The sequence below is a fragment of the Limibacillus halophilus genome (assembly GCF_014191775.1).
GTDB lineage: Bacteria > Pseudomonadota > Alphaproteobacteria > Kiloniellales > CECT-8803 > Limibacillus > Limibacillus halophilus.
The window spans coordinates 290,648-312,692 of sequence record NZ_JACHXA010000004.1; the positions used below are offsets into that span (position 1 = coordinate 290,648).

Annotated in this window: 19 protein-coding genes; 9 read left to right on the forward strand and 10 right to left on the reverse strand. The window is 52.5% G+C overall.

What is annotated here, in order from left to right; all coding sequences use genetic code 11:
• Window positions 1–90: 90 nt before the first annotated feature.
• The 5 genes from FHR98_RS09455 (at window position 91) to FHR98_RS09475 (ending at window position 5,096) form a co-directional block, all read left to right on the forward strand.
• Window positions 91–1,728, forward strand: coding sequence for an acyl-CoA synthetase (locus tag FHR98_RS09455; protein WP_183416427.1), 1,638 nt, complete (start codon window positions 91–93; stop codon window positions 1,726–1,728).
• Window positions 1,725–2,492, forward strand: a complete 768-nt coding sequence (locus tag FHR98_RS09460) for an SDR family NAD(P)-dependent oxidoreductase (RefSeq protein ID WP_183416428.1) — start codon at window positions 1,725–1,727, stop codon at window positions 2,490–2,492. The genes FHR98_RS09455 and FHR98_RS09460 overlap by 4 nt, the downstream gene beginning before the upstream one ends.
• A gap of 23 nt (window positions 2,493–2,515) precedes the next feature.
• Complete coding sequence (locus FHR98_RS09465) at window positions 2,516–3,712, forward strand: acyl-CoA dehydrogenase family protein (protein WP_183416429.1); 1,197 nt, start codon at window positions 2,516–2,518, stop codon at window positions 3,710–3,712.
• Between the two features lie 77 nt (window positions 3,713–3,789).
• The gene (locus FHR98_RS09470) at window positions 3,790–4,740 is read left to right on the forward strand and encodes a phosphotransferase family protein (RefSeq protein ID WP_322091237.1); all 951 of its coding nucleotides are present in this window, start codon (window positions 3,790–3,792) and stop codon (window positions 4,738–4,740) included.
• Window positions 4,741–4,766: 26 nt separating this feature from the next.
• Window positions 4,767–5,096, forward strand: coding sequence for a DUF6285 domain-containing protein (locus tag FHR98_RS09475; protein ID WP_183416431.1), 330 nt, complete (start codon window positions 4,767–4,769; stop codon window positions 5,094–5,096).
• Window positions 5,097–5,099: 3 nt separating this feature from the next.
• Here the strand turns inward: FHR98_RS09475 and FHR98_RS09480 are convergent, their stop codons facing one another.
• Genes FHR98_RS09480 through FHR98_RS09490 form a run of 3 tightly spaced genes read right to left on the reverse strand, consistent with a single transcriptional unit; the run spans window position 5,100 to window position 8,237 of the window.
• Entirely contained in the window at window positions 5,100–6,065 is a 966-nt protein-coding gene (locus FHR98_RS09480; RefSeq protein ID WP_183416432.1) for a 2-hydroxyacid dehydrogenase, read from the reverse strand.
• A 45-nt stretch (window positions 6,066–6,110) separates the two neighbouring features.
• Window positions 6,111–7,214 (reverse strand): isocitrate/isopropylmalate dehydrogenase family protein, encoded by a 1,104-nt coding sequence (locus tag FHR98_RS09485; protein WP_183416433.1) that lies wholly within the window; start codon window positions 7,212–7,214, stop codon window positions 6,111–6,113.
• 18 nt (window positions 7,215–7,232) lie between these two features.
• Window positions 7,233–8,237: an aldo/keto reductase gene (locus FHR98_RS09490; protein ID WP_183416434.1), complete on the reverse strand. Its 1,005-nt coding sequence runs from the start codon at window positions 8,235–8,237 to the stop codon at window positions 7,233–7,235.
• 184 nt (window positions 8,238–8,421) lie between these two features.
• Here FHR98_RS09490 and FHR98_RS09495 point away from each other — a divergent pair, with 184 nt between their 5' ends.
• On the forward strand, window positions 8,422–9,393 hold the full coding sequence (locus tag FHR98_RS09495) for a DUF3179 domain-containing protein (RefSeq protein WP_183416435.1): 972 nt from the start codon (window positions 8,422–8,424) through the stop codon (window positions 9,391–9,393).
• Window positions 9,394–9,398: 5 nt separating this feature from the next.
• Here FHR98_RS09495 and FHR98_RS09500 read toward each other — a convergent pair whose 3' ends face one another.
• The 5 genes from FHR98_RS09500 to FHR98_RS09520 form a co-directional block, all read right to left on the reverse strand.
• Window positions 9,399–10,409, reverse strand: a complete 1,011-nt coding sequence (locus FHR98_RS09500; RefSeq protein WP_183416436.1) for a peptide ABC transporter ATP-binding protein — start codon at window positions 10,407–10,409, stop codon at window positions 9,399–9,401.
• On the reverse strand, window positions 10,406–11,410 hold the full coding sequence (locus tag FHR98_RS09505; protein ID WP_183416437.1) for an ABC transporter ATP-binding protein: 1,005 nt from the start codon (window positions 11,408–11,410) through the stop codon (window positions 10,406–10,408). The genes FHR98_RS09500 and FHR98_RS09505 overlap by 4 nt, the downstream gene beginning before the upstream one ends.
• Window positions 11,411–11,422: 12 nt before the next feature.
• Window positions 11,423–12,331, reverse strand: coding sequence for an ABC transporter permease subunit (locus FHR98_RS09510; protein WP_246377659.1), 909 nt, complete (start codon window positions 12,329–12,331; stop codon window positions 11,423–11,425).
• 25 nt (window positions 12,332–12,356) lie between these two features.
• Window positions 12,357–13,370, reverse strand: coding sequence for an ABC transporter permease subunit (locus FHR98_RS09515; protein WP_183416439.1), 1,014 nt, complete (start codon window positions 13,368–13,370; stop codon window positions 12,357–12,359).
• A gap of 72 nt (window positions 13,371–13,442) precedes the next feature.
• Window positions 13,443–15,038: an ABC transporter substrate-binding protein gene (locus tag FHR98_RS09520; RefSeq protein WP_183416440.1), complete on the reverse strand. Its 1,596-nt coding sequence runs from the start codon at window positions 15,036–15,038 to the stop codon at window positions 13,443–13,445.
• 289 nt (window positions 15,039–15,327) lie between these two features.
• On the opposite strand from FHR98_RS09520, the gene FHR98_RS09525 reads away from it, so the two are divergent.
• Genes FHR98_RS09525 through FHR98_RS09535 form a run of 3 tightly spaced genes read left to right on the forward strand, consistent with a single transcriptional unit; the run spans window position 15,328 to window position 17,584 of the window.
• Window positions 15,328–16,119 (forward strand): ABC transporter permease, encoded by a 792-nt coding sequence (locus FHR98_RS09525; protein ID WP_183416441.1) that lies wholly within the window; start codon window positions 15,328–15,330, stop codon window positions 16,117–16,119.
• Window positions 16,120–16,124: 5 nt separating this feature from the next.
• Window positions 16,125–16,901: an ABC transporter ATP-binding protein gene (locus FHR98_RS09530; protein WP_183416442.1), complete on the forward strand. Its 777-nt coding sequence runs from the start codon at window positions 16,125–16,127 to the stop codon at window positions 16,899–16,901.
• Window positions 16,898–17,584 (forward strand): alpha/beta hydrolase, encoded by a 687-nt coding sequence (locus FHR98_RS09535; RefSeq protein ID WP_183416443.1) that lies wholly within the window; start codon window positions 16,898–16,900, stop codon window positions 17,582–17,584. The genes FHR98_RS09530 and FHR98_RS09535 overlap by 4 nt, the downstream gene beginning before the upstream one ends.
• 12 nt (window positions 17,585–17,596) lie before the next feature.
• On the opposite strand, the gene FHR98_RS09540 is transcribed toward FHR98_RS09535, so the two are convergent.
• Both FHR98_RS09540 and FHR98_RS09545 read right to left on the reverse strand, forming a co-directional pair.
• A complete protein-coding gene (locus tag FHR98_RS09540) occupies window positions 17,597–19,759 on the reverse strand; it encodes a CHASE2 domain-containing protein (protein ID WP_322091238.1) in 2,163 nt (720 codons plus the stop codon).
• A 121-nt stretch (window positions 19,760–19,880) separates the two neighbouring features.
• A partial coding sequence (locus tag FHR98_RS09545) for a VCBS domain-containing protein (protein ID WP_221205823.1) occupies window positions 19,881–22,045 on the reverse strand: 2,165 nt, incomplete at its 5' end.

The window sequence follows — 22,045 nt, forward strand, 5'->3', positions numbered from 1 at the left end:
TGGCGTCTGCGTTGCTATTTGTTACACACTCTAAGGCAATTACAAGCCGACCTATCGGCAATGTTATCGCAAGATCGTTGGAGAAAGTTGATGAGCGCAGGACCAAGCGAAAGTATTTTTGAGCAGCAGTTGGCACAAAACAGCGCAAACTTTACTGCACTATCGCCACTTTCGTTTCTCCGACGGGCCGCAATGATCTATCCCGACAAGGCAGCGGTGATCCACGGTGAAATTACCATTAGCTATAGTGAGTTCGAAAAGCGCTGCATTCGACTTGCTGCCGCATTGAAGAGCCGCGGAATAAAACGTGGAGATTGCGTTGCGGTTATGGCGCCCAACATTCCAGCATTACTCGAGGCGCATTATGGCGTTCCCATGGCGGGCGCTGTATTGAACGCTTTGAACGTCCGCCTGGATGCACAGAGTATTGCGTTCATTTTAGAACACGGTGAAGCAAAACTTCTTATTGCGGACCGCGAATTTAGCCCTGTCATCAGCAAGGCACTCGCATTGATGAGCAATCCACCCGCTGTAGTAGATATTAAGGATTCACTTGCCGAAGGTGGTGCGCCGCTTAGCGACGTGGAGTACGAAGAATTCCTTACAGAAGGTGCAACTGATGCGGCCTTTCCGCTGCTGGAAGATGAATGGCAGGGCATTGCACTCAACTACACATCCGGCACTACCGGTAGCCCAAAGGGTGTGGTTTATCATCATCGCGGCGCTTACTTGAATGCCATTGGAAACCTCATCAGTTTCAATTTGACGTCGGACACAGTCTACCTTTGGACTTTGCCAATGTTCCATTGCAACGGGTGGACTTATACATGGGCGGTAACAGCCGCTTGTGGCACACATGTGTGCCTGCGCCGTGTCGATCCAGCACTTATTTATCCTCTCATCGGAAAGCACAAGGTGACCCATATGTGTGGCGCTCCGATTGTTCTGACGCTATTGGCTCATGCCGATGAGTCCTTGAAACGCCTCTTTTCTCACAATGTTAAGATAGCCACGGGCGGCGCGGCTCCACCGAGCGCTGTAATTGAGCGCATGGAGGAAGCCGGGTTTAATGTGCTTCATCTTTATGGGCTGACGGAATGCTACGGTCCGGCCACGCTTTGCGCCTGGCAAGATAACTGGAACAGTTTGGACCTGCGCGGGCGCTCTGAGAAAATGGCGCGTCAAGGTGTAAAGTACGTCACTCTGGAGGATGCACAGATTCGGGATCCGGACACGCTTGAGCCGACACCTTGGGACGGCGAGACTATCGGCGAACTCATGTTACGGGGCAACACCGTGATGAAAGGCTACTTGAAGAACCCTTCGGCTACCGAACAGGCACTGCGAGGAGGCTGGTTTCATACAGGTGACCTCGGTGTGCAGCACACCGATGGCTACATCGAAATCAAGGATCGTTCCAAAGACATCATCATCTCCGGTGGCGAGAACATTTCCAGCCTGGAAGTAGAAGAAGTTTTGTACCGCCATCCGCTTGTGCTGGAAGCCGCCGTGGTCGCTCAGCCTGATGAAAAATGGGGCGAGACGCCTTGTGCGTTCGTGACGCTCCAGGCGGGAGCGGCCGCGACCGCCGATGATATCATCGCCTTTTGCCGTGACCATCTTGCCCGATACAAAGTACCAAAAAGTGTTGTTTTTGGCCCTTTGCCTAAGACTTCAACAGGGAAAATTCAGAAGTTCGAACTCCGCGAAAGGGCTGCAGCCTTATGATCAATCCTTTATGGAACCTGCAAGGGCGTGTGGCATTGGTTACTGGTGCATCCCGTGGATTGGGGACATATTTTGCGGAGGTACTTGCCAAAGCTGGCGCGAAGGTTGTGTTGGGGGCACGGGATGTTGAGCGCCTCTCAGATCTCGCCGAACGGATTGAAGCCGAAGGGGGCAGGGCCCTGCCGGTCAGTATGGATGTTGCCGATCCCGAAAGTGTGAAAAGAGCGATCGAACTGGCGCAAACCGAACTTGGCCCTTTGCGGATTGTTATCAATAATGCTGGTGTCGTTGCAGATGGTTTAGCGCTCGATGCCTCAATAGATGACTGGGACCGGGTCATCAACACTAATCTCCGTGGTGCATGGTTGACGGCGCAGGCTTCTGCACAGGCAATGCGCGACCATGGCGAGGGTGGTAGCATAGTGAATATTGCATCGATTTTAGGTTTGCAGGGCTCTCAGCAGGTTGCCTCCTACTGCGCGAGCAAAGGCGGCCTCATCAATCTGACGCGGGCATTGGCAGCAGAGTGGGCCCGTTATGGAATCCGTGTAAATGCCCTGGCACCGGGCTACATCAAAACCGATATCAATCAAGACTTTCTTGATAGCAAAGCCGGCGAGCATTTGCGAAAAGCCATCCCGCAAAAGCGCTTTGGGCGTTTTCAAGATCTGGAGGGTCCGCTGCTTTTGTTAGCAAGCGATGCAGGCGCATATATGACAGGAGCCGTGCTCGTAGTAGATGGTGGTCACAGTTCGACCTTGTGAAGCGATAAAAGGATAGTACCAAGATGGACTTCAAGCTGGGCCCTGAACATGAGAGCCTGCGGACTGCAATACGTGGTTTCGTTGAGGAGCGTGTCATACCCCTGGAAGGAGATTCCGCGAACTACGACGAGCATGAGAATATCCGCTTAGATGTTCTTGAGACATTACGCCAGGAAGTTCGAACCGCCGGTCTTTGGGCACCGCAAATGCCCGTTAACCGAGGTGGCCAGGGTCTCTCAATGATAGGAATGGCCGCCTGTTATGAAGAAATGGGGCGATCAATATTTGGCCCGATATGTTTCAACGCTGCAGCGCCCGACGACGGTAACATGATCCTGCTCCAGAAAATTGCACGAGAGGATCAGCAAAAACGTTGGTTGCAACCTATCATAGATGGTGAAGTTCGCTCTGCGTTTGCAATGACAGAACCAATGCCCGGCGCCGGTTCTGACCCCACCCTCATGAAAACCACGGCCGTTCGTGACGGCAAACGCTGGATCGTCAAAGGACGCAAATGGTTCATAACGGGGGCAGGTGTCGCACAGCATTTCATCCTGATTGCCAAAACTTCGGATGATCCACGCAAAGGCCTGACAGCATTCCTTTTCGACAGAGATGAGCCAGGGTGGGAGATCGTGCGGCGGATCCCAATCATGGGTCCTGAGGAACATGGTGGACATTGCGAACTTCTTTTCGATGGTTTGGAGATTCCAGACGACAATAGATTGATGGGGATTGGTGACGGCCTAAAGGTAACCCAAATTCGGTTAGGAACAGCGCGCCTGACACACTGCATGCGGTGGCTTGGAATGGCGCGTCGGGCGATGGAAATCGCCACCACCTACGTTGAGAAACGGGAATCCTTCGGGCAACGTTTGGCCGACCGGGAAAGTATTCAGAATTTGCTTGGTAGCGCTGCCATGCAGATTGAGATTGGCCGGTTGCTCACAATGAAAGCGGCTTGGAAACTTGATCAGGGTGATTTTGCCCGCAAGGAAGTATCCATGGCCAAAATTCAAGTGGCTGACGCTCTGCACCAGGCTGTCGACACAGCTATCCAGCTATGCGGCGCGCGGGGGTATTCTAAAGACACACCACTAGAATGGATGTATCGCTACGCACGCCAGGCGAGATTGGTTGACGGCGCGTCGGAAGTGCATCGGATGGTCCTGAGTCGTTTTCTAATGCAAGAGGGGACCGATTTCTGGGGATGGCAATAAACTTACAAACCGACGATTTACCAAACCGTCGAGAGTCACTTGCTGAATATCTTGCCGGTGCCACCGGGGCGAGAAGCGTGAGAATTGAAGCCTTGTCACGTTTATCGGGCGGAGCCATTCAGGAAAACTGGAAGCTTACAACGGTTTTTGACGGCGGTTCGATTAACGGCAAGCAAGATCTGGTTCTTCGTACTGACTCTCTATCAGCGCTGGACGTGAGCCACGGACGTGCCCAGGAGTTTGCATTGTTGAAGGCCGCCGAAGACGCCGGCGTCACCGTACCGAAGCCACTACTGCTTTGTAATGATTTAGAGGTCATAGGTAGGCCCTTCTATCTAATGCCTTTCCTTCAAGGTATTGCCTTGGGACCAAAGGTTGTGAAAGACAGGTCAATTGGTGGAGATCGAGAGCAACTCGGCTATAGGTTGGGCCGCGAGCTCGGGTGCATCCACAGCATTCGGCCGCCTCGCAACGATCTGAGTTTTCTTCCGCTTCCAAGCGCTGGTCCGGTTGCTACGGCCATAGAAGATTATAGGACTTTTCTGGACCGGCTGGATGAGGTCCGTCCAGCGCTGGAGTGGGGTATGTCGTGGTGTTTGCAAAATGCTCCGGAGGATCGATCACAACCGGTGCTAATTCACCAAGATTTCAGAACCGGCAATTTACTGCTCGATCAGCATGGCTTGGTTGCCATTCTGGATTGGGAGTTCGCAGCCTGGGGTGACCCGAATAGCGATTTAGGTTGGTTTTGTGCGGCTTGTTGGCGTTTCGGGAGGCCGGACCTGGAGGCAGGTGGAATTTCAAGCCGCGCAGCTTTTTATCAGGGCTATCAAGACGAAACCGGAACCGTTGTGGACGACAGCGTGGTTCGATTTTGGGAGATTATGGCCCACATACGCTGGGCCGTTATCGCATTACAGCAAGGTGCGCGGCACCACCGCGGGGAAGAGCTATCGCTTGAGCTAGCGCTTACTGGCCGCATCGCGGCGGAGCTGGAGTTGCAGATTCTTCGGATGACGCGCCCGTAGGGTCTGCGAGTAGGAAAGGGGTCTACGTGTCAGAAGATCGCCCAGACGCTTTAGCACTCATTGTTGAAGCGCAACGAACCTTAAGTGAAGAGATCATCCCGCAAAGTGAACAGCGTGAGCGCTACAAAATGCTCATGATCGCCAATGCTCTAGCTATCGCGCTACGCGAACTGAAGCAAGCAAGCGCAGTTCACAAGCATCGGCGAAAGGTGTTGGAGGTGCTCGGGTTTAGCGATGATGCTGCTGTGGTTGCCAAGCTGCGCAGAGATAATGCAGCGCTTACACCAGATCTCTACAGCGCCTTGATGGAAGAGACGACTGCACGTGTTGCGATCAGTAATCCTAAAGCAATATAAGCATCAGGCTACGCGATCGACCGGTTCCTTTCCTGAGAAAAAAGCTTCTATATTCTCGAGCGCGCGATAGCCCATTGCGTCCCGCGTTTCCCGCGTCGCGCTACCGATGTGTGGCAATAGGAAGGTGTTATCCAGCTCACGATAACCAGGATGAAGGTTTGGCTCATCGTTGAACACATCAAGTCCGGCAGCCCCAACTTTTCCGATTTTAAGGGCCGCAATCAGTGCCTCGTCGTCGACCAGCGCACCGCGCGCGGTGTTGACCACAATAGCGCCTTCCGGCAGCAAATCTATCCGCGCGCGATTTAGCAGTCCGCGCGTTTCTGGGGTGGCTGGACAATTGAGAGATAGGACATCACACAGCGGAAGCATTTCCTCCAACTGCGGGTGAAAGGTGGCGTTGAACCCGGTTATACTCGGCAGGGGGCGGCGGTTGTGATAGTGTATCTTCATCCCAAACCCTGATGCACGCTGCGCCAACACTTGGCCAACCCGTCCCATACCCACAATGCCTATACGCTTACCCGTAATCTGTGTGCCCACCATGAAGGCAGGGCTCCAAGAGTTCCAATGTCCAGACCGCACCAATCGCTCGCCTTCACTAGCGCGCCGAGCCGCGCCAAGCATGCAAAGAATAGCAATCTCCGCGGTCGCATCAGAAAGTACGTCCGGGGTGTTTGTAACAACTATTCCTCGCGCTTTTGCAGCGTTCAGATCGACGTGATCTACGCCAACCGAAAAGTTTGCGATCAACCGAACTGTGTCAGGCAACAAGGCGATTACCTCGGCGTTCAGAGGTTCTGAATGGCAAGCGAGAATGGCGTCCATTCCTTGTGATTTGGCAATGAGTTCATCGGGTGAAAAGACGTGATCGTCACTGTTGAACAGGGGCAAATAGTCACGCGACAGCTTCGTCTCGATAGCGTCTGGAAGCTTTCTTCCAACGAGGATCTTTCGCTTGTTCGTCATGAGTCGTCTCCGTCTGACTTAACGAGGGCGGATAGGAAGAGGTAATTAAGAACGGAGCGCATCAAGTTCCTGCGCAACGCGATCGGCGATCGCTTGAGTGCCACATTGTCCGCCAAATTCAAAAGGTAACAGAGCTCCATCAGCAAATGCCCGATCGACGGCTTGATGGAGCTGACGCCCCGCCGTGCTCAGCTCTGGAAGACGGTGGCGGTTTCCCAACCATTCCAACATCATTGCACCCGAAAGAATCATCGCCGTTGGGTTTGCCTTGCCTGTCCCCATGATATCCGGCGCCGTCCCATGACAAGGCTGGAACACTGCATTATCTGCTCCAATATCCGCTGAAGGGGCGACTCCCAGTCCGCCTACCAAAGCCGCGGCCAGATCCGAAAGGATATCGCCAAACATATTCTCGGAAACCATCACGTCATAATCCCATGGTCTCTTCACCATGTTCATGGCCATGGCATCCACATAGCAGCGCTCCGTGACGATACCTGGATAATCCTCAGCGACTTCGTCGAAGATTTCACGGAAAAATGCCATTGTTCCAAGGACGTTCGCCTTATCAATAAGGGTCACTTTGCCCGGAAACCCAGCGGCTTTTCTTTCACATGCAAGGTCAAAGCTGAAGCGAAAGAGCCGTTCTGATCCTTCACGCGTGATTCGCAGGACATCTGTGGCGCGCTCTGGGCGCTCGAACAACGTCTTGCCTCGTTCGGCAAACAGTCCTTCCGTCTGTTCTCGTATCAATACGAAGTCTATTTCTGCTGTACGCGGACTTGCCAGCGGCACGGGTAGTCCCGGCAACGGTCGGATTGGGCGAACGCCGGCAAAAAGGCCAAGTATCTCTCGAATCTCAATTTGAGGCACAATCTCCGTGCCATCAGGGTAGCGAACGTCGGGCAACCCCATCGCCCCCAGCAAAATTGCATCAGATTTGCGCGCGCGCTCCAAAGTGTGCGCCGGAAGCGACTCGCCAGTGTCCCGGTAGCACGCGGCACCTGAAGGAAGCTCTTCGAATGCGAGCGATACGGAATCCATACCCTGGACAATTTTCTGTAGAAGCTCCACGCAAACCGGCGTTACTTCCAAACCGATTCCATCACCTAGCATGACGGCGATCTTAAGCTCTTTCTTGTTCTGCATTATTTTCTGTCCTTGGCATCAGACCGGCCGACCGGTCAGGGGATAACGCGGGTCTGTGAAGCCGGGAGTGGACGGATGGCCAGCAGGAACTCTTGCGTCGAGAAAAGCCTCATCGGCTGTTTTCCACTCATAGTCCAGCGCTTCCTTGTATCCTTGCCATTGCGAAAAGGTTCGCGGCCCGGCCAGGATTGAAGATATTGTGCGATTGGCGAGCAACCAAGCACACGCCCAGGCAACTGGAGTGGTTCCTTGCGTCTCGGCGTATTTCTTAATCTCCTGGGCGATCTCCATTGATTCCTTTCTGAACTCCGATTCCAGCATTCTCTTGTCTCCACGTCCGGCCCGAGTGTCAGAAGGCGCAGTTGCAGCCGGATCGTATTTTCCAGTTAGAACACCCCGTGCCAATGGGCTGTAGGGAACCACGCCAATACCGAAGTGTGCGCAAGCGGGGAGTACTTCCACCTCGGGCATCCGATTCATTGCATTGTAGTAAGGCTGGCAGGCAACTGGCGGCGGCATTCGCAGAACACTCGCGGCAGCGAACGCTTCGGCAATTTGCCACGCCCGGAAATTCGACAGAGCCCAATAGCGGATGAGGCCTGCATCCAACAATTCTTTAAGCGCTGAGAGCGTCTCCATGATGGGGGTATCCGCATCAGGACAGTGCAAATAGTAAACATCAATCCAGCGGGTTCCCAATCGTTCCAAGCTATCGCGAACCGCCTGATGCACCCACCGCCGAGTTAAGCCGCCGCTGAGTGGGTCTTTTGGCTCCATAGGGTTCCCGACTTTGGTCGCCAGAACCCAATTTTGTCTATCTTCGCCGATCAACCGGCCTACCATCTCTTCGGACTTGCCCCTGCTATATACGTCGGCTGTATCGATAAAGTTTATCCCTGCCTGACGCGCATCCGAGACAATATCCCGCGCTTCTGCAAATTCTGTTTGGTCACCGAACATCATTGTTCCCAAACAAATCCTGGAAACCTTGAGTCCCGACTTACCAAGGTTCTTGTATTGCATTTTGTCCCCTCGCCAATGATCTTGATTGCTACACACCAAACGCAGCAATTCTTGGATGCAAAAAACCTAAACCGATTTAGTTTTCACAGTGTGAGCAATGACTGCTTCGATGCAAGCTTGGTTTTGACAAGGCATCGCAAGTATTTGATTTGTGCGTGAATGCTGCGAACGACAGTCTGATGGCATGAAAAGAGTAGCAAGAGCTTTTTTTGCCTTCGTGTTCCTTTCGACAGCAGGAATTAGCGCAGCCGCTGCTCAGAACGACCCATCGTCATGGTCGTATGAGTGGCCCGATACCGACTTCACCAAAACCTCGATTGATTTGGGCGAGGTGATATCCGGTGGGCCGCCGAAAGATGGCATCCCTGCCATCGACGACCCTAAGTTCAAACCGCAAGCGGAAATCGAAGGCATCGCCGAAACGGAACCGGTAATCGGATTAATCGTCAACGGAGAGGCAAAGGCCTATCCACTACGGGTTCTTACCTGGCATGAGATCGTCAATGATACGATTGGTGAGATACCTGTAGCTGTGACCTATTGCCCTCTCTGCAACGCAGCGATTGTTTTTGATCGTCGTATCGACGGGAAAGTATTGGACTTCGGCACGACAGGGAAACTTCGCCACTCCGATCTCGTAATGTATGACAGGCAGACCGAAAGCTGGTGGCAACAGTTTTTGGGAGAAGCGATCGTCGGCGACCTTACGGGCAAGCAACTCGCGGTGCTGCCGGCAAGATTAGAATCTTATGGTAGCTTCAAGAAACGCCGCCCGGACGGGTTGGTCCTGGTGCCAGAAAACCCGGACCTTAGACCTTACGGCGCCAACCCTTACAGTGGGTACGATAGCGCATCCGTGCCTTTCCTCTATCGTGGCGGATACCCTAAAGGAATTGCGCCCATGGCTTACGTAGTTGTCGTAGGTGAAGAGGCTTGGAGCTTAGATAGTCTGAAAAAAGCAGGCACGATCAACGCCGACAACTTGGTTCTCGAATGGAAACCCGGCATGAACTCAGCGTTGGATAGTCGCCGTATCGCTGACGGCCAGGATATTGGTCAAATTACAGCGATGCGCGACGGTGTCGAAGTTGCTTATGATCTGACTTTCGCCTTCGTGTTCCATGCGTTCAAACCGGACGGTATGCTTAATCGCTAGTCATCTCAAACAACACCAGCTTCTTCCTTTAGAGGCGCCTTATTTTCCAATACCAGCGCAGCATGATGGCAAGCGACCGCATGATTGGCTATCTGCTCCAATTGAGGTTGTTCCTGCGAACAAATCGAAGTTGCGTAGGGGCAGCGCCGATGGAACGCACAACCTGGCGGTGGATTGAGAGGTGAGGGGAGCTCACCCCGTAAGGGCACCCGTGCATGGCGATGTGCGGGATTAACGGCAGGTGTCGACGCCAGGAGAGCCCGCGAGTAGGGATGTGTGGTGTTCTCAAAAATCGTATCCCGCTTTCCTTCCTCCACCACATTTCCCAGATACATGACCATCACATCATCCGCGAGATGCCGCACGACACTTAAGTCGTGGGAGATGAACAGATAGGCTAGGTCGAATTCTTCCTGCAGATCCATCAGAAGGTTCAAGACCTGCGCCTGTACCGAAACATCAAGGGCTGACACGGGCTCGTCTGCCACCAAAATCCGAGGCCGCAACATCAAAGCGCGTGCTATCGCAATGCGCTGGCGCTGACCGCCGGAGAACATGTGCGGGTACCGGCTGTAGTGCTCGGGACGCAGACCGACTTTAGCCAGCATCTCTTGAGCCTGCTGTCTCCGCTCCTCCGCCCCCATTCTAGTATTAATAATCAGGGGTTCTTCTAGTATTGCACCGATTTTCTTTCGTGGGTTTAGCGATCCATAAGGATCTTGGAAGACGATTTGCACATCCTGGCGCAGGCGCCGCAAATGATCCTTTGTTGCCTTACTGACATCCTCGCCATCTATAAGCAAAGAGCCCGCCGTCGGCGTTTCAATAAGCGTCACCAAGCGTGCCAAAGACGATTTACCGCAACCGGACTCACCGACCACGGCCAATGTCCGTCCTGGAAAGAGTTCAAAGGACGCGCTCGCCACGGCCTTGACGATAGCTGAGCCTTTCATGAAACCACGCTTAACCTGGTAGTGCTTGGCAAGATTTCGAGCTTGAAGGATAGGGGATGTCATGCGGAAACCTCACTGTCGGCTTGCCGCCCCGAAGCCTCAACTTTTCCTAGCGGGTTAAAGCAACGAACTTTCGTTTGATCATCAACTGCCAGCTGCGGCACCTCACGAATACACCTGTCACTCACGAATCGGCATCGAGGGCTAAAGAGGCAACCCGATGGTCGATCACCCGCACCCGGCACAACACCAGGGATGGTCGGAAGCCTTTTTGTGCCTAACGACCGTTCTGGTAAAGCATCTAACAATGCAGCGGTATAAGGATGGAACGGACGATTGAACAAGCCTTCCACGCCTTGTTCTTCAACTTGCTGGCCCGCGTACATCACGGCAATCTTGTGCGCCGTCTCGGCAACCACACCCATATCATGCGTGATGAGGACAAGCCCCATACCGCTTTCCTTTTGAAGGCGAACAAGAAGATCCAGTATCTGGGCCTGGATCGTTACATCCAAGGCGGTTGTCGGTTCATCCGCGATAAGCAGTTTTGGATTGCAGGAAATCGCCATTGCAATCATGACACGTTGGTTCATGCCGCCGGACATTTGATGCGGAAAATTGTCTATGCGTCCCTCTGGATCTGGAATTCCGACCAGATCCAGCAACTCGATCGTTCGATGTCGTCTCGCAGCCCTATCCATTTTCATGTGGGTTTTGAGAGCCTCTCCAATTTGATAGCCAATCGTGAAGCATGGATTGAGACTGGTCATTGGCTCCTGGAAAATCATGGCCAGATCCTTGCCCACGATGGCGCGTCTTTGCCTGGCTCCAATTTCCAACAAATCGACGCCACCAAAATTGAGTCGATCCGCTGTCACTTTAGCCAACGGCGGCAGAAGACCCATCGTTGCCAGCATAGTCACCGATTTTCCCGAGCCTGACTCTCCAACGACACCAAGTATTTCTTTTCCATCGACGGTCAGATCAATCCCGTCGACAGCCTTGAAAGGGCCTCGGCTCGTTGGAAATTGGACAGTCAGATTCCGGACTTCGAGCAATGCCATACCTAAATCTCCTTAGCTGCGCTTAAGTCGCGGATCCAGCGCATCACGCAAACCGTCGCCCATAAGGTTTATGGCCAGAACAGTGACAAGAATGGCAAGTCCTGGGAAAGTAACGATCCACCAAGCACTGGTTATAAACTCCCGAGAATCAGCCAGCATCGTACCCCATTCCGGAATTGGTGGTTGCGCACCCAAACCAAGAAAACCAAGCGCGGCCGCATCTAATATTGCCGTTGAAAACGCCAGGGTTGCTTGGACAATGAGTGGAGCCATGCAATTTGGAAGAACTACATTGAACATCAAACGGAGCGTTCCAGCACCGACAACGCGGCTCGCTGTGACATAGTCGCGCGATAATTCCGACATCGCCGCGGCGCGCGTCAGACGCACGAAGTGCGGTACGTACACGACGGCAACGGCGATCATGACATTCTCCAGTCCTGGCCCAATGATAGCGACCACGACGAGTGCCAGCAGCAAGCTAGGCACTGCCAGAATAACATCCATAACTCGCATAACAATCGCATCGGCTATGCCTTTAGCAAACGCAACGACAAGACCGATGCAAATTCCAGCGCTCAGGCAGATGACCACCACAATCGAGCCTATCTGCAGGGAGTAACGTGAGCCGTGAATAATCCGCGAAAGGATATCGCGTCCTGTGGCGTCCGTCCCAAGGATGAACTGCCAGCTCCCACCATCTACCCAAGCAGGCGGACGTTGGGCAAACTGTCTGTACTGCTCAATCGGATCATGCGGGGCAATAACGTCTGCAAATATTGCAGTAAAAATCAACAGAACCACAAAGCCCAAGCCAGCAACGGCACCGTTGTTTTCCTTGAAGTAGAACCAGAACTCTTTGATAGGGTGAACAGGCTTTTGCTCGATCTGTGGATCGGCAATTGCGGTTTCTGCAGCCATGCTTTGTCCTTGCTCGGTCATGACGTCACCTCGCATGCCGGATACGTGGATTGATCAACCCGTATAGGAGATCCACGATCAAGTTGACCACCATGACCAAACTGGCGATCATCAGAAGTCCGCCCTGCACCGAAGGGTAGTCGCGTCGACTAATCGAATCGACCATCCACTTCCCAATTCCCGGCCATGCAAAAATCGTCTCGGTGAGGATTGCACCAGCCAGTAAAACGCCAACCTGCAGTCCAATTACCGTCACTACGGTAATCAAAGCGTTGCGCAGCGCGTGAAGGCCTATAATCCGATAAGGCGACAAACCCTTGGCTCGCGCAGTTCGCACATAGTCTTCTCCAAGCACATTGAGCATCGCTGAGCGAGTTTGGCGTGCGATCACGGCCAAGGGGATGGTGCCTAACACCACAGTTGGAAGGACAAGATGATGCAGGGCGTCGGCAAAAGCGCCTTTCTGTCCGGAAAGCGCCGCGTCGATTAACATAATGCCAGTGGGGTTTTCATAGTAGAACCGAATTAGATCGGATCGCCCGGAAACCGGGGTTACACCGAGCTGTGTGGAAAACAGCATGATTAGTAGAATTCCCCACCAGAAGATGGGCATCGAATAGCCTGTCAGGGCAAAACCCATAGTCGTGTGGTCGAATGCAGTTCCACGCCGCACGGCGGCAATCACACCAATCGGAAGACCTATCACCACGGCAAAAATGATAGCGCATAGTGATAGCTCCAGCGTTGCCGGGAAAAGCGTAAGGAACTCTGCAACTACCGGCTTCTTAGTCACGATTGAGTTTCCAAGATCGCCTTGTAGGACACCAACGAAGAAATCTATGTACTGCTGATAGAGCGGTCGGTCGAACCCAAATTGCTTCATTAATTCGGCGTGCCGCGCGGGGTCTATTCCACGCTCTCCGGATAGAAGTTCTATTGGGTCCCCGGGAATTAACCGAATTAGCCCGAATGCAATCATGGTTACGCCGATAAATGTCGGCACCAGCATGGCTAGGCGCTTGAGAAAAAATTGAAACATCAGGTCACCGAAAGCATGAAGGGACGGGCAACGATAGTCACCCGTCCCAACGTCCGTCGACAGGAACCTCGCTTACTCCGCGATGTCCACGCCGTAGAAAACATGGCCGCCGAAGGGGTCAATTTTGAAATTCTTGACCTCTTTGCGGACCGGCTTAAAGACGACCGAGTGAGCCACCGTAATCCAAGGTGCCTCGTCCTTAAATATAACCTGAGCTTCTTCGTAGAGACGCGTACGCTCGGCCACATCTGCAGTCCGTTTTGCTGCGACAAGCAGATCATCGAAAGGCTTGTGGCACCAACGTGCGCGGTTGGCGCTGTCTTTCGCAGCTTCGCAGCCAAGCAAGACATAGAGGAAGTTATCCGGGTCACCATTGTCACCCGTCCAACCCAAAAGCACGGTCTCATGCTCGCCAAGCTTGGAACGCTTGAGATACTCGCCCCACTCAAAGGAGACAATTTCAGCCTCTACGCCAACTTTTGCCCAGTCAGCCTGGACCAACTCTGCCATACGCCGAGCGTTTGGATTATAGGGGCGCTGAACCGGCATGGCCCAGATGTTGGTTTTCAAACTGGTGACACCAGCCTCCGCAAGAAGCGCCTTAGCCTTGGCCGGATCATATGGATAATCCTGCACGGCATCATTGTACGACCAGATCGTCGGCGGGATCGGGTTCTTGGCTGCCTTGCCGGCACCCTGGAAAACTACGTCAATGATTGCTTGCTTGTTGACCGCCATGTTCAGCGCCTGACGAACCCGCTTGTCGGTATAGGGTGCTTTCTCCGTATTGAAAGCTAGGTATCCGACGTTCAAACCTTCCTGCTGCAACAGATTGATATCTGCATTCTTGGACATTGCGTCCAAATCGGCCGGGTTTGGATAGGGCATCACGTGGCATTCACCGGCCTGCAGTTTCTGCCAGCGGACAGAGGCATCCGGGGTAATCGCGAAGATCAGGTCATCAATGGCGGCCTTGCCAGCCCAGTAATCTGGGTTGGCCTTGTATCGGATGACCGCGTCCTTCTGATAGGCCACAAGTTGGAAAGGACCTGTTCCTACTGGGTTTAAGTCCACCTGGTCTGGTGTGCCTGCTTTTGACATCTGGTCGGCGTATTCCGCCGACATGATCGATGCAAAGTCCATTCCAAGGTTTGCGATGAAGGGTGCTTCAGGCTGGTTCAAGATGAATTGAACGGTATGATCATCAACCTTCTTCACTTCCTTGATCAGGTTCGGCATGTCCATTGATTGGAAGTACTCATACTGCCCGCCGGAGACCTGATGGTAAGGGTGATTGGGATCGCGTTGGCGCTCAAAACTGAACACAACGTCATCCGCATTGAAATCGCGAGTCGGGGTGAAGGCGGATGTAGTTTGGAATTTCACGCCTTTGCGAAGATGGAACGTATAGGTTGTGCCATCATCCGAGACATCCCACGACTCAGCAAGAGCCGGAATGATCTTTGTCGTTCCGCGTTCGAACTCGACCAGTCGATTATAGATCTGGCGAGAGGATGCATCAAAGGTCGTTCCCGCAGTGTAAAGCGACGGATTGAAACCCTCAGGACTGCCTTCAGAACAGTAAACGAGGGTCTTAGCTTCAGAACCGTTGGCCAACGCCAAGCTAGCCAATATACCAATCGAAGCTGCAAGAATTGCGCGTTTCAAGAGTAATCCTCCCGTTGCAAAGTTTCTTGATCGATAGATAAACCCAGCCTCGCGGAGGGGTGTTCCACCTTCTTCCGCCAGGACGTCCCCGTGCCCATCATGAGCGTCCTTACTTAGCGCCTGATGGCCGCGTTGAGTCAATCCACTCTCATGCAGAAAAGTTCATCAGTTATGTATTTATGAATATGAACGACGAGATTGTGTGGAAAAGGATTTGCCCTTTGTCGGTATCTAGCCAATAAACTCTCGATGGTCGAACTTGGCTCCAATTTTGTAGGAAGTGCCCGATTTGGCTGAACGTGAATTTGAGCAGAAAGCGGCTTTAGGCGATTTGATAGAGGGCGCGCTCCGCTGGCGCAGCTGGATAACTCTTGCCTATTATGATTTTGTTTCAGGGTTCCGGCGAACCGTCGTAGGGCCTTTTTGGCAGCCCCTTCACATGGCTGCGTGGATCACCGGACTTTGGCTTATCTTTGGCGGAAACCGTGGCAACGCCAGCTTGGAATACATCGCCATTGGCGTTGTGTTTTGGTCTCTCTTCCAGTCTTTCATGACTAGCGGCACAGTCGTATTCGAACAAAATCGGGTTCTTATCCTCAGTATACCGAACCCTTTGAGTTTGCATCTTTATCGTCGACTCGCATTCCAAACCATAAAATGGGCTACCAATCTCCCTATCCTAATGGTTCTGTTGATTGTTCTCGGAACACCGATCGGGAGTGAAACGTTTTACTTCGCCCCTGGCATCCTGCTGGTAATGGTCAATGGGCTATGGACTGCTTTGCTGTTCGCCATCATTGCCTCCCGGTTCAGGGATTTTCAGTTTGCTGTTGATGCCGCTACACGCCTTTTGTTCTTTCTTACTCCGGTATTCTGGTCTGTCGGCAATGACCCAACACGCTCCCTAATAGCCCGTTACAATCCCTTTACCTATTTCTTAGAGATTGTACGGGAACCACTCCTGGGGAATTCTCCATCTCTTCTAGCTTGGCAGATTGTTTTTGCCTTTACCGTGTGCGGATTGCTGCTTTCTGTGCTGGTCTATGGGCGAACCAGGCGTTTCATTGTGTTTTGGATTTAGTGCCCGTGAAGCCTAGTAAACCAGCAATCAGAGCAACAGCGGTATGTCTTGATCTTCCGTTGTTAGGTGACAAGGTTCAAGAAACCGAACGGGGAGGGTCGAGATCTGTCGGAGGGCGACTAACACGCTTAATTGGCTCGCGCGGTCAAGTGCGCGCTCTTGATAGCATTAGCTTTGAACTTAATCATGGCGATAGAGTCGGGATCATCGGTCGCAATGGCGCGGGTAAATCGACGCTCCTACGCCTTATAGCAGGCATTTACCAACCCAGTGCCGGTACGTTAGCCGTGGAGGGTCGATTATCTACGTTGTTTACAAACCGGATTGGGCTCAACGAGCGCGCAACCGGACGAGAGAATATCAGGCTAGCCGGACATTTACTTGGCATGTCGAGCGCGCAAATCGAAACGCTGCTTCCTGAGATAGCCGCTTTTTCCGAGTTGGAAGATTTTATCGATCTCCCTTTGAGGACTTATTCATCTGGGATGTCCGTTCGTCTGGGATTCGCCATCGCAACGGCATTGGATCCCGATATTCTACTTATCGACGAGGTCTTTGGGGCAGGCGATCGCTCATTTCAAAACAAGGCACAAGAACGGGTTAGGCGTTTGATAGAAGACGCTGGGACTTTGGTACTTGCATCACATAGTTCTGCTTTGCTGCGCCGCTTCTGCAACTCGATTATTTGGCTGGATCACGGGGAACTGAAAGCGTTTGGTCCGACCGATGCCGTATTGGCAGAATATGAGCTAAGCGTCGCGTCCAAACAGACGAACGCATGATTTTCTTGCTCCATGGCGCATATTACGGCCCAGAGATCTGGGGCGAATTCCCTAAATTGCTTTCCCGGCGAGTCGGCCAACCGGTGGAAGCCGTCGACCTAAGGCCAACCATTGGTTCATTTGAAGAGAGAGTTCAACGGCTTGGACATACTGTCAGCAAATCTGAAGGGCAGGGGGCAGTTATTGTCGCTCACAGTTTGGGTGGTATTTTCGCAGCAGAGGTACTAGCCCGCTGGCCAAACCTCATAGACAAAGCAGTTTACGTCGCCGCCTACCTACCCCAATCAGGACAATCGGTTGCCGATCTCGCTCGTCTAGATAGTGAATCAAAAGTTCCTACAGTTCGCAGTTCCACGTCGATACCGGGTTTTGCCACTATCGACGCCAAAGGTGCAGCCTACATACTTTTCCACGATCTACCCCAAGATCTTGCCAACAAACTAGCCTCTCAGGCGCAGCCTCAGCCAACGGCCGATTTCAAACAGGTTTCTCCGCAAGGGCCGTCCACACCGATCGCTTCGTCTTATGTTGTATGCACCAAGGACCGCGCTATTGGACCTACCCTACAACGAAAAATGGCGCAGACTGCAAACTGCGACCCAATTCTTCAGATCGATGCCGGACATATGCCAATGGTTGCGGCACCAGAAAAACTGACAAAAACCATTTCTCAGATTTTATGAGTTTGCAGAAAGTCACTTCTCAAGAGACACGATTGAGCCATCCCAATCCTCTGGTGGTGGCGACTGCCGCAGTTCCGAAATTCGTCCGGCATAAAGTTCGAAAAAGCTGGCGAGCTCATGCGGCGATGACAAAGACTTTGCACGCGTTAACAAGGCCTCGGCCTCATCCCATTGTCGGTTTCTGAAGGCGACAAGAAATCCTTCCGTAGCTTTGGCCAGGTCTTGGAACATTTGGTCTCGTGCGAGGGATTCGGCGCCAAGCAGCGCATATATTCGTTCAGGCTCTGTTTTGCCTTTCACCTTTATGAAATCAATTTCCATGAACGCAAGATCTGCCGCACAGAGTGTTCGAGTCCTCGCTCCGATTACTACGGCGACACCATAAAGCTTTGTCAGACCTTCTAGGCGAGACGCGACATTCACGGTATCGCCCATCACCGAGTAATCAAATCGCATGTCTGATCCCAGATTCCCAACGAGGCAGTTGCCACTGTTAATTCCGATTCCTATGCGCAGTGGAAGAAACGGTTGGCTGAACACTGCTGCTTCTTGCTCTCGTTCCAGGTTGAGTTTCTCGACACTCTCAAGTGCTGACAAAGCGGCGCGACAAGCATTTTCAGCATGTTCCGCATCATCAATAGGTGCATTCCAGAAAGCCATCACCGCATCACCAATATACTTATCAATTGTGCCGCGTTGACTAAGGATATCATGGGTGATCGGCGTCAGAATTCTGTTCATCAGACGCGTTAGGCCGGCAGGGTCTGCCTTGTAACTTTCAGATATAGTCGTGAACCCGCGTACATCGCTAAAGAACACGGTCATCTCTCTAACCTGACCACCAAGAATAAGCTTTTGGGGGTCTTGGGCGAGTTGCTCTACAAGGTCTGGTGAAAGGTACTGACCAAATGCGGACCGAACATAACGCCTTTCGGTTTCCTCGCTGATGTAATTGTGAAACACCAGAACGCTATAAATCATCAAACTGCTGAGAAGGGGATATGAGGGTGAAAGTAGAAGCCCCTCCTGTGCATAGAGATAAACAGAGGTTGCGAAAGTTGTAATGGCAAGTCCTGCGCCAAGACCAAAGGCCATTTTGGCGCCGATAATTGGTACCAGCACTATCATTATAATGCTGAGCATCGCGGTTAAAAAAAGCTCGGCGCCTAACGCGTAGTTTGGCCTAACGAGGAAGTCTCCTGTCAGCATCGTTTGGAGCAGCTGCGCATGCACTTCGACCCCTGGCATCGCACTATCGAGCGGCGTCGCCTTGATATCAAAAAGGCCAGTGGCGGATGTGCCGATCAAGATTAATTTTCCCGCCAGCTTCTTCGTCGGAACCGTTCTATCGAGTACGTTTTTTGCAGATATATAGAGGCTCGGGTCGTGCTTGGCATAGTGAACCCAGATGCGACCGTTACCGTCGGTTGGAATGCGCAACTTGGCAATGCTCAAGGAATTGATACCCGCGCTGTCGGTGCGAACCACAAGCGGAGCCCCACCGGTTACAACGCGCAGTAACTCTACGGAGAGTGATGGCATCAACACATCGCCGTATCGCATGAGTGCCGGGACACGGCGCACAATGCCGTCCTGCTCTGGGAGTAGCGTGAACATTCCAATTCCTGCTGCTGCTGATTCCAGCGTTGCAATGTTCCTGACGACGTCTGGAAACTCGATGAGGAACCGTGTCGGGTCGTCACCTAGAAAAGCAATGGGAATGGTCTTAAGTGGCGTGGAATCAGGGCGAATCAATTCTCGGTAATATCCGGATTGGCCCAAAACCGTAGGGAATTTCTTCATAGTTTCGGCGAGGATACTATCGTTGCTTGGCAGCTCCTGAAGAGCTGACCGCAATCCGGGATCAATCCGCGGGAAGGTGCTTGCATAAAGTCCCGGGGAAAGACGGTCTGGTTCTGCAAACACAATATCGAACGCGACCGCGACGGCACCAGAATCGCGTAATCCCAGCAGCAAATCAGAGACGAGCGTTCGAGGCCATGGCCATTGCCCATGGCGCGCCAAGGATTCCTCGTCTAAATCGACGATCGCTATTGGCTGGGCCGACTGGGCCCGTGGAAACATACGAGCATAGAAATCAAAGGTTTTGAGCCTTAGGGTTTCCAGCGGCAATGGATCGATTAGGCGCGCAACCATGACGATGAACAAAAGCACGACGGCCGCAAGCCTCGCATAACCTGCGCTTCGCCGACCCAAAATCTGGGTATAGAGACCGCGCAAGCGAGGGAACTTCATTCTTTGTGGACCTGCTTTTCTTACCGAACACTATACACTGCTAAACCAGCGTGCTGGTCACAATGGAATTCTCGATTTCAGTTGAGTCGATTTGCAACGCAACTAAATCAGCCGCGCCCGCGCCGTCAAATAATGTAGCGCCGTCAAGAACAGCGACCGGGGTTCCATTTACAGAAACCTCAACATCATCAATGCTGTCGCCCGTAAGGTCACCAAACAGCAGACTTAAAATTTCGTCCCCACCGCTAAACAATTCACCCAAATCCAGAATATCACCTGTTCCAGGTGTTGAACTGCTACCACTGATATCAAACCCATAAATTGTATCTAGGCCGTCTCCAGGGCCAATTACGATCGTATCGTTGCTAAGATCGTTCAGAATAGGCGTGATATTTTCACCGGTATAAATTTGATCATCGCCAGGGCCTCCAATGATCACGTCTGCGCCATTACCACCAAAAATTTGGTCCGCACCGCCTCGACCATAAAGAATATCATCACCCGCGAGTCCTAAGATGATATCGCCCAATTCACTACCGACTAACGTATTTGCGCTTTCATCAATGTCCAAAGTCAGAGGATCGTCGACTGCTTGCCCCAGAATAGTGGCAACCGGATCGCCGTCTGCATTTATAACAAAGGTGAGGGGAGAGGTCACACTGTCGCCATCATTGTCACTAGCCACGACATCAAAAGAGAACGCGGTGTCCTCGGCGCTGAATGTCTCTCTGATCTCCATCGAGAGCAATCGATAGTCCGTACTCGTACCGGCCCCGAGGGAAATCTCGTCGAATCCGGTAGTCCCGATCATGTCGTAAAGTAATTGCTGATACTCGGGGCTCGTCAGGCCGCCTTGCGGGATATCACTGGATAGCAAAGTACCCTGGAGAAAAGCAGCAAGAAGCAGATCGAAATCGGCAACGGTCGAGTTTTCACCCCAAGTAATGGCTTCATTCTCCGGTGTTGCCGGATTGTCCACGACATTAGCTGCAGTATAAGTACCGGTTATTACTTCACCTGTGGCCAGTGTCACCGACCAAGTGACGACCTCGCCAACTGAAAGTTTTTGAATATCAAAAAGAATCTGGAAGATCGGCTCAGCGCCCGGCGTATCGGGATTATCAAAGCTGATATCAAGGAGTTCGCCGGTATTGACTAGATTGTTTCCAACCCCCATGCCTTGGCCAGAGGAATTTATGCCGCCTTTGTCCTCAAAATTGCTGAAGGTGGCTTGCAAACCACTCGTTCCCAGATTTAGCACTAAGGAAGGAATTGGGCCACCTGGCGTCAAGCCCACCAACGTTTGTTCGATCGTCGTTCCCTCTAATGGACTGACAATCGAGAACTCATAGGAGCCGTCTGCATTGACTACCAAGACGAACTCAGCTTGATCACTCGGATCATCCGAGGTGATGCTGTATGTAAAGGCTCCCCCGCTGGTATCGATTAAGGTGGCGGTGAATCCCGCCGGGATACTGGTCGGGTTCACGGCCGTTACTGCTGCATCAAATGGATCGGCTAATAGATCATCCGCACCGAAGCAAATGCCTAGGTCACCGGATACCGTCGTTATTTCATTATTGACTGTCTCATTACCTACCGCTCCAACGGGAAGCGAATCTGTGAGTACAATCGTTGCGACGGTAGTTAAGGTGACATCATTTGTCCCATCCGAGACAATCACATTAAACTGCTCTATCTCATCAACACCGGGCACATCGAACGCCGGATTCTCAAGTTCATATTGCCAGAAGAAAGTTGTCGTCAAAGAACCGTCGTCATTTTCGACAGTGCTAGTACCTGTAATTGTGAAGGTACCGGAAACAGCAGAGATGGTTACCGTGTCACCTGCACCAAAACTATCGCTGCCAATACTCTGGTCGGATGCGACAAAACTCACAAAAGAGATAAACAAGGCATCGCCATCCAGATCCTGGACCGAGAAACTGCCAGAGGTAACAATAGGCCCTTCTGCTGGGTCACAGCCGCCTCCGTGAACATCATCCGCTACCAGATTGTTCTCGTCGACGGTTCCTTCCACATCTGGCGCATCTGTAAATGCTGGTGTATCGGCGGCACCATTGATGGTGATGGTGATGGTACCGTTGTCACTGGTCTCGCCGTCGCTGCCCGTCACGTCGAACGACAGGGTGATGGTCTCACCCGCATCCAGGAACTGCACCGCCGCGTTGGACACCGTGTAGG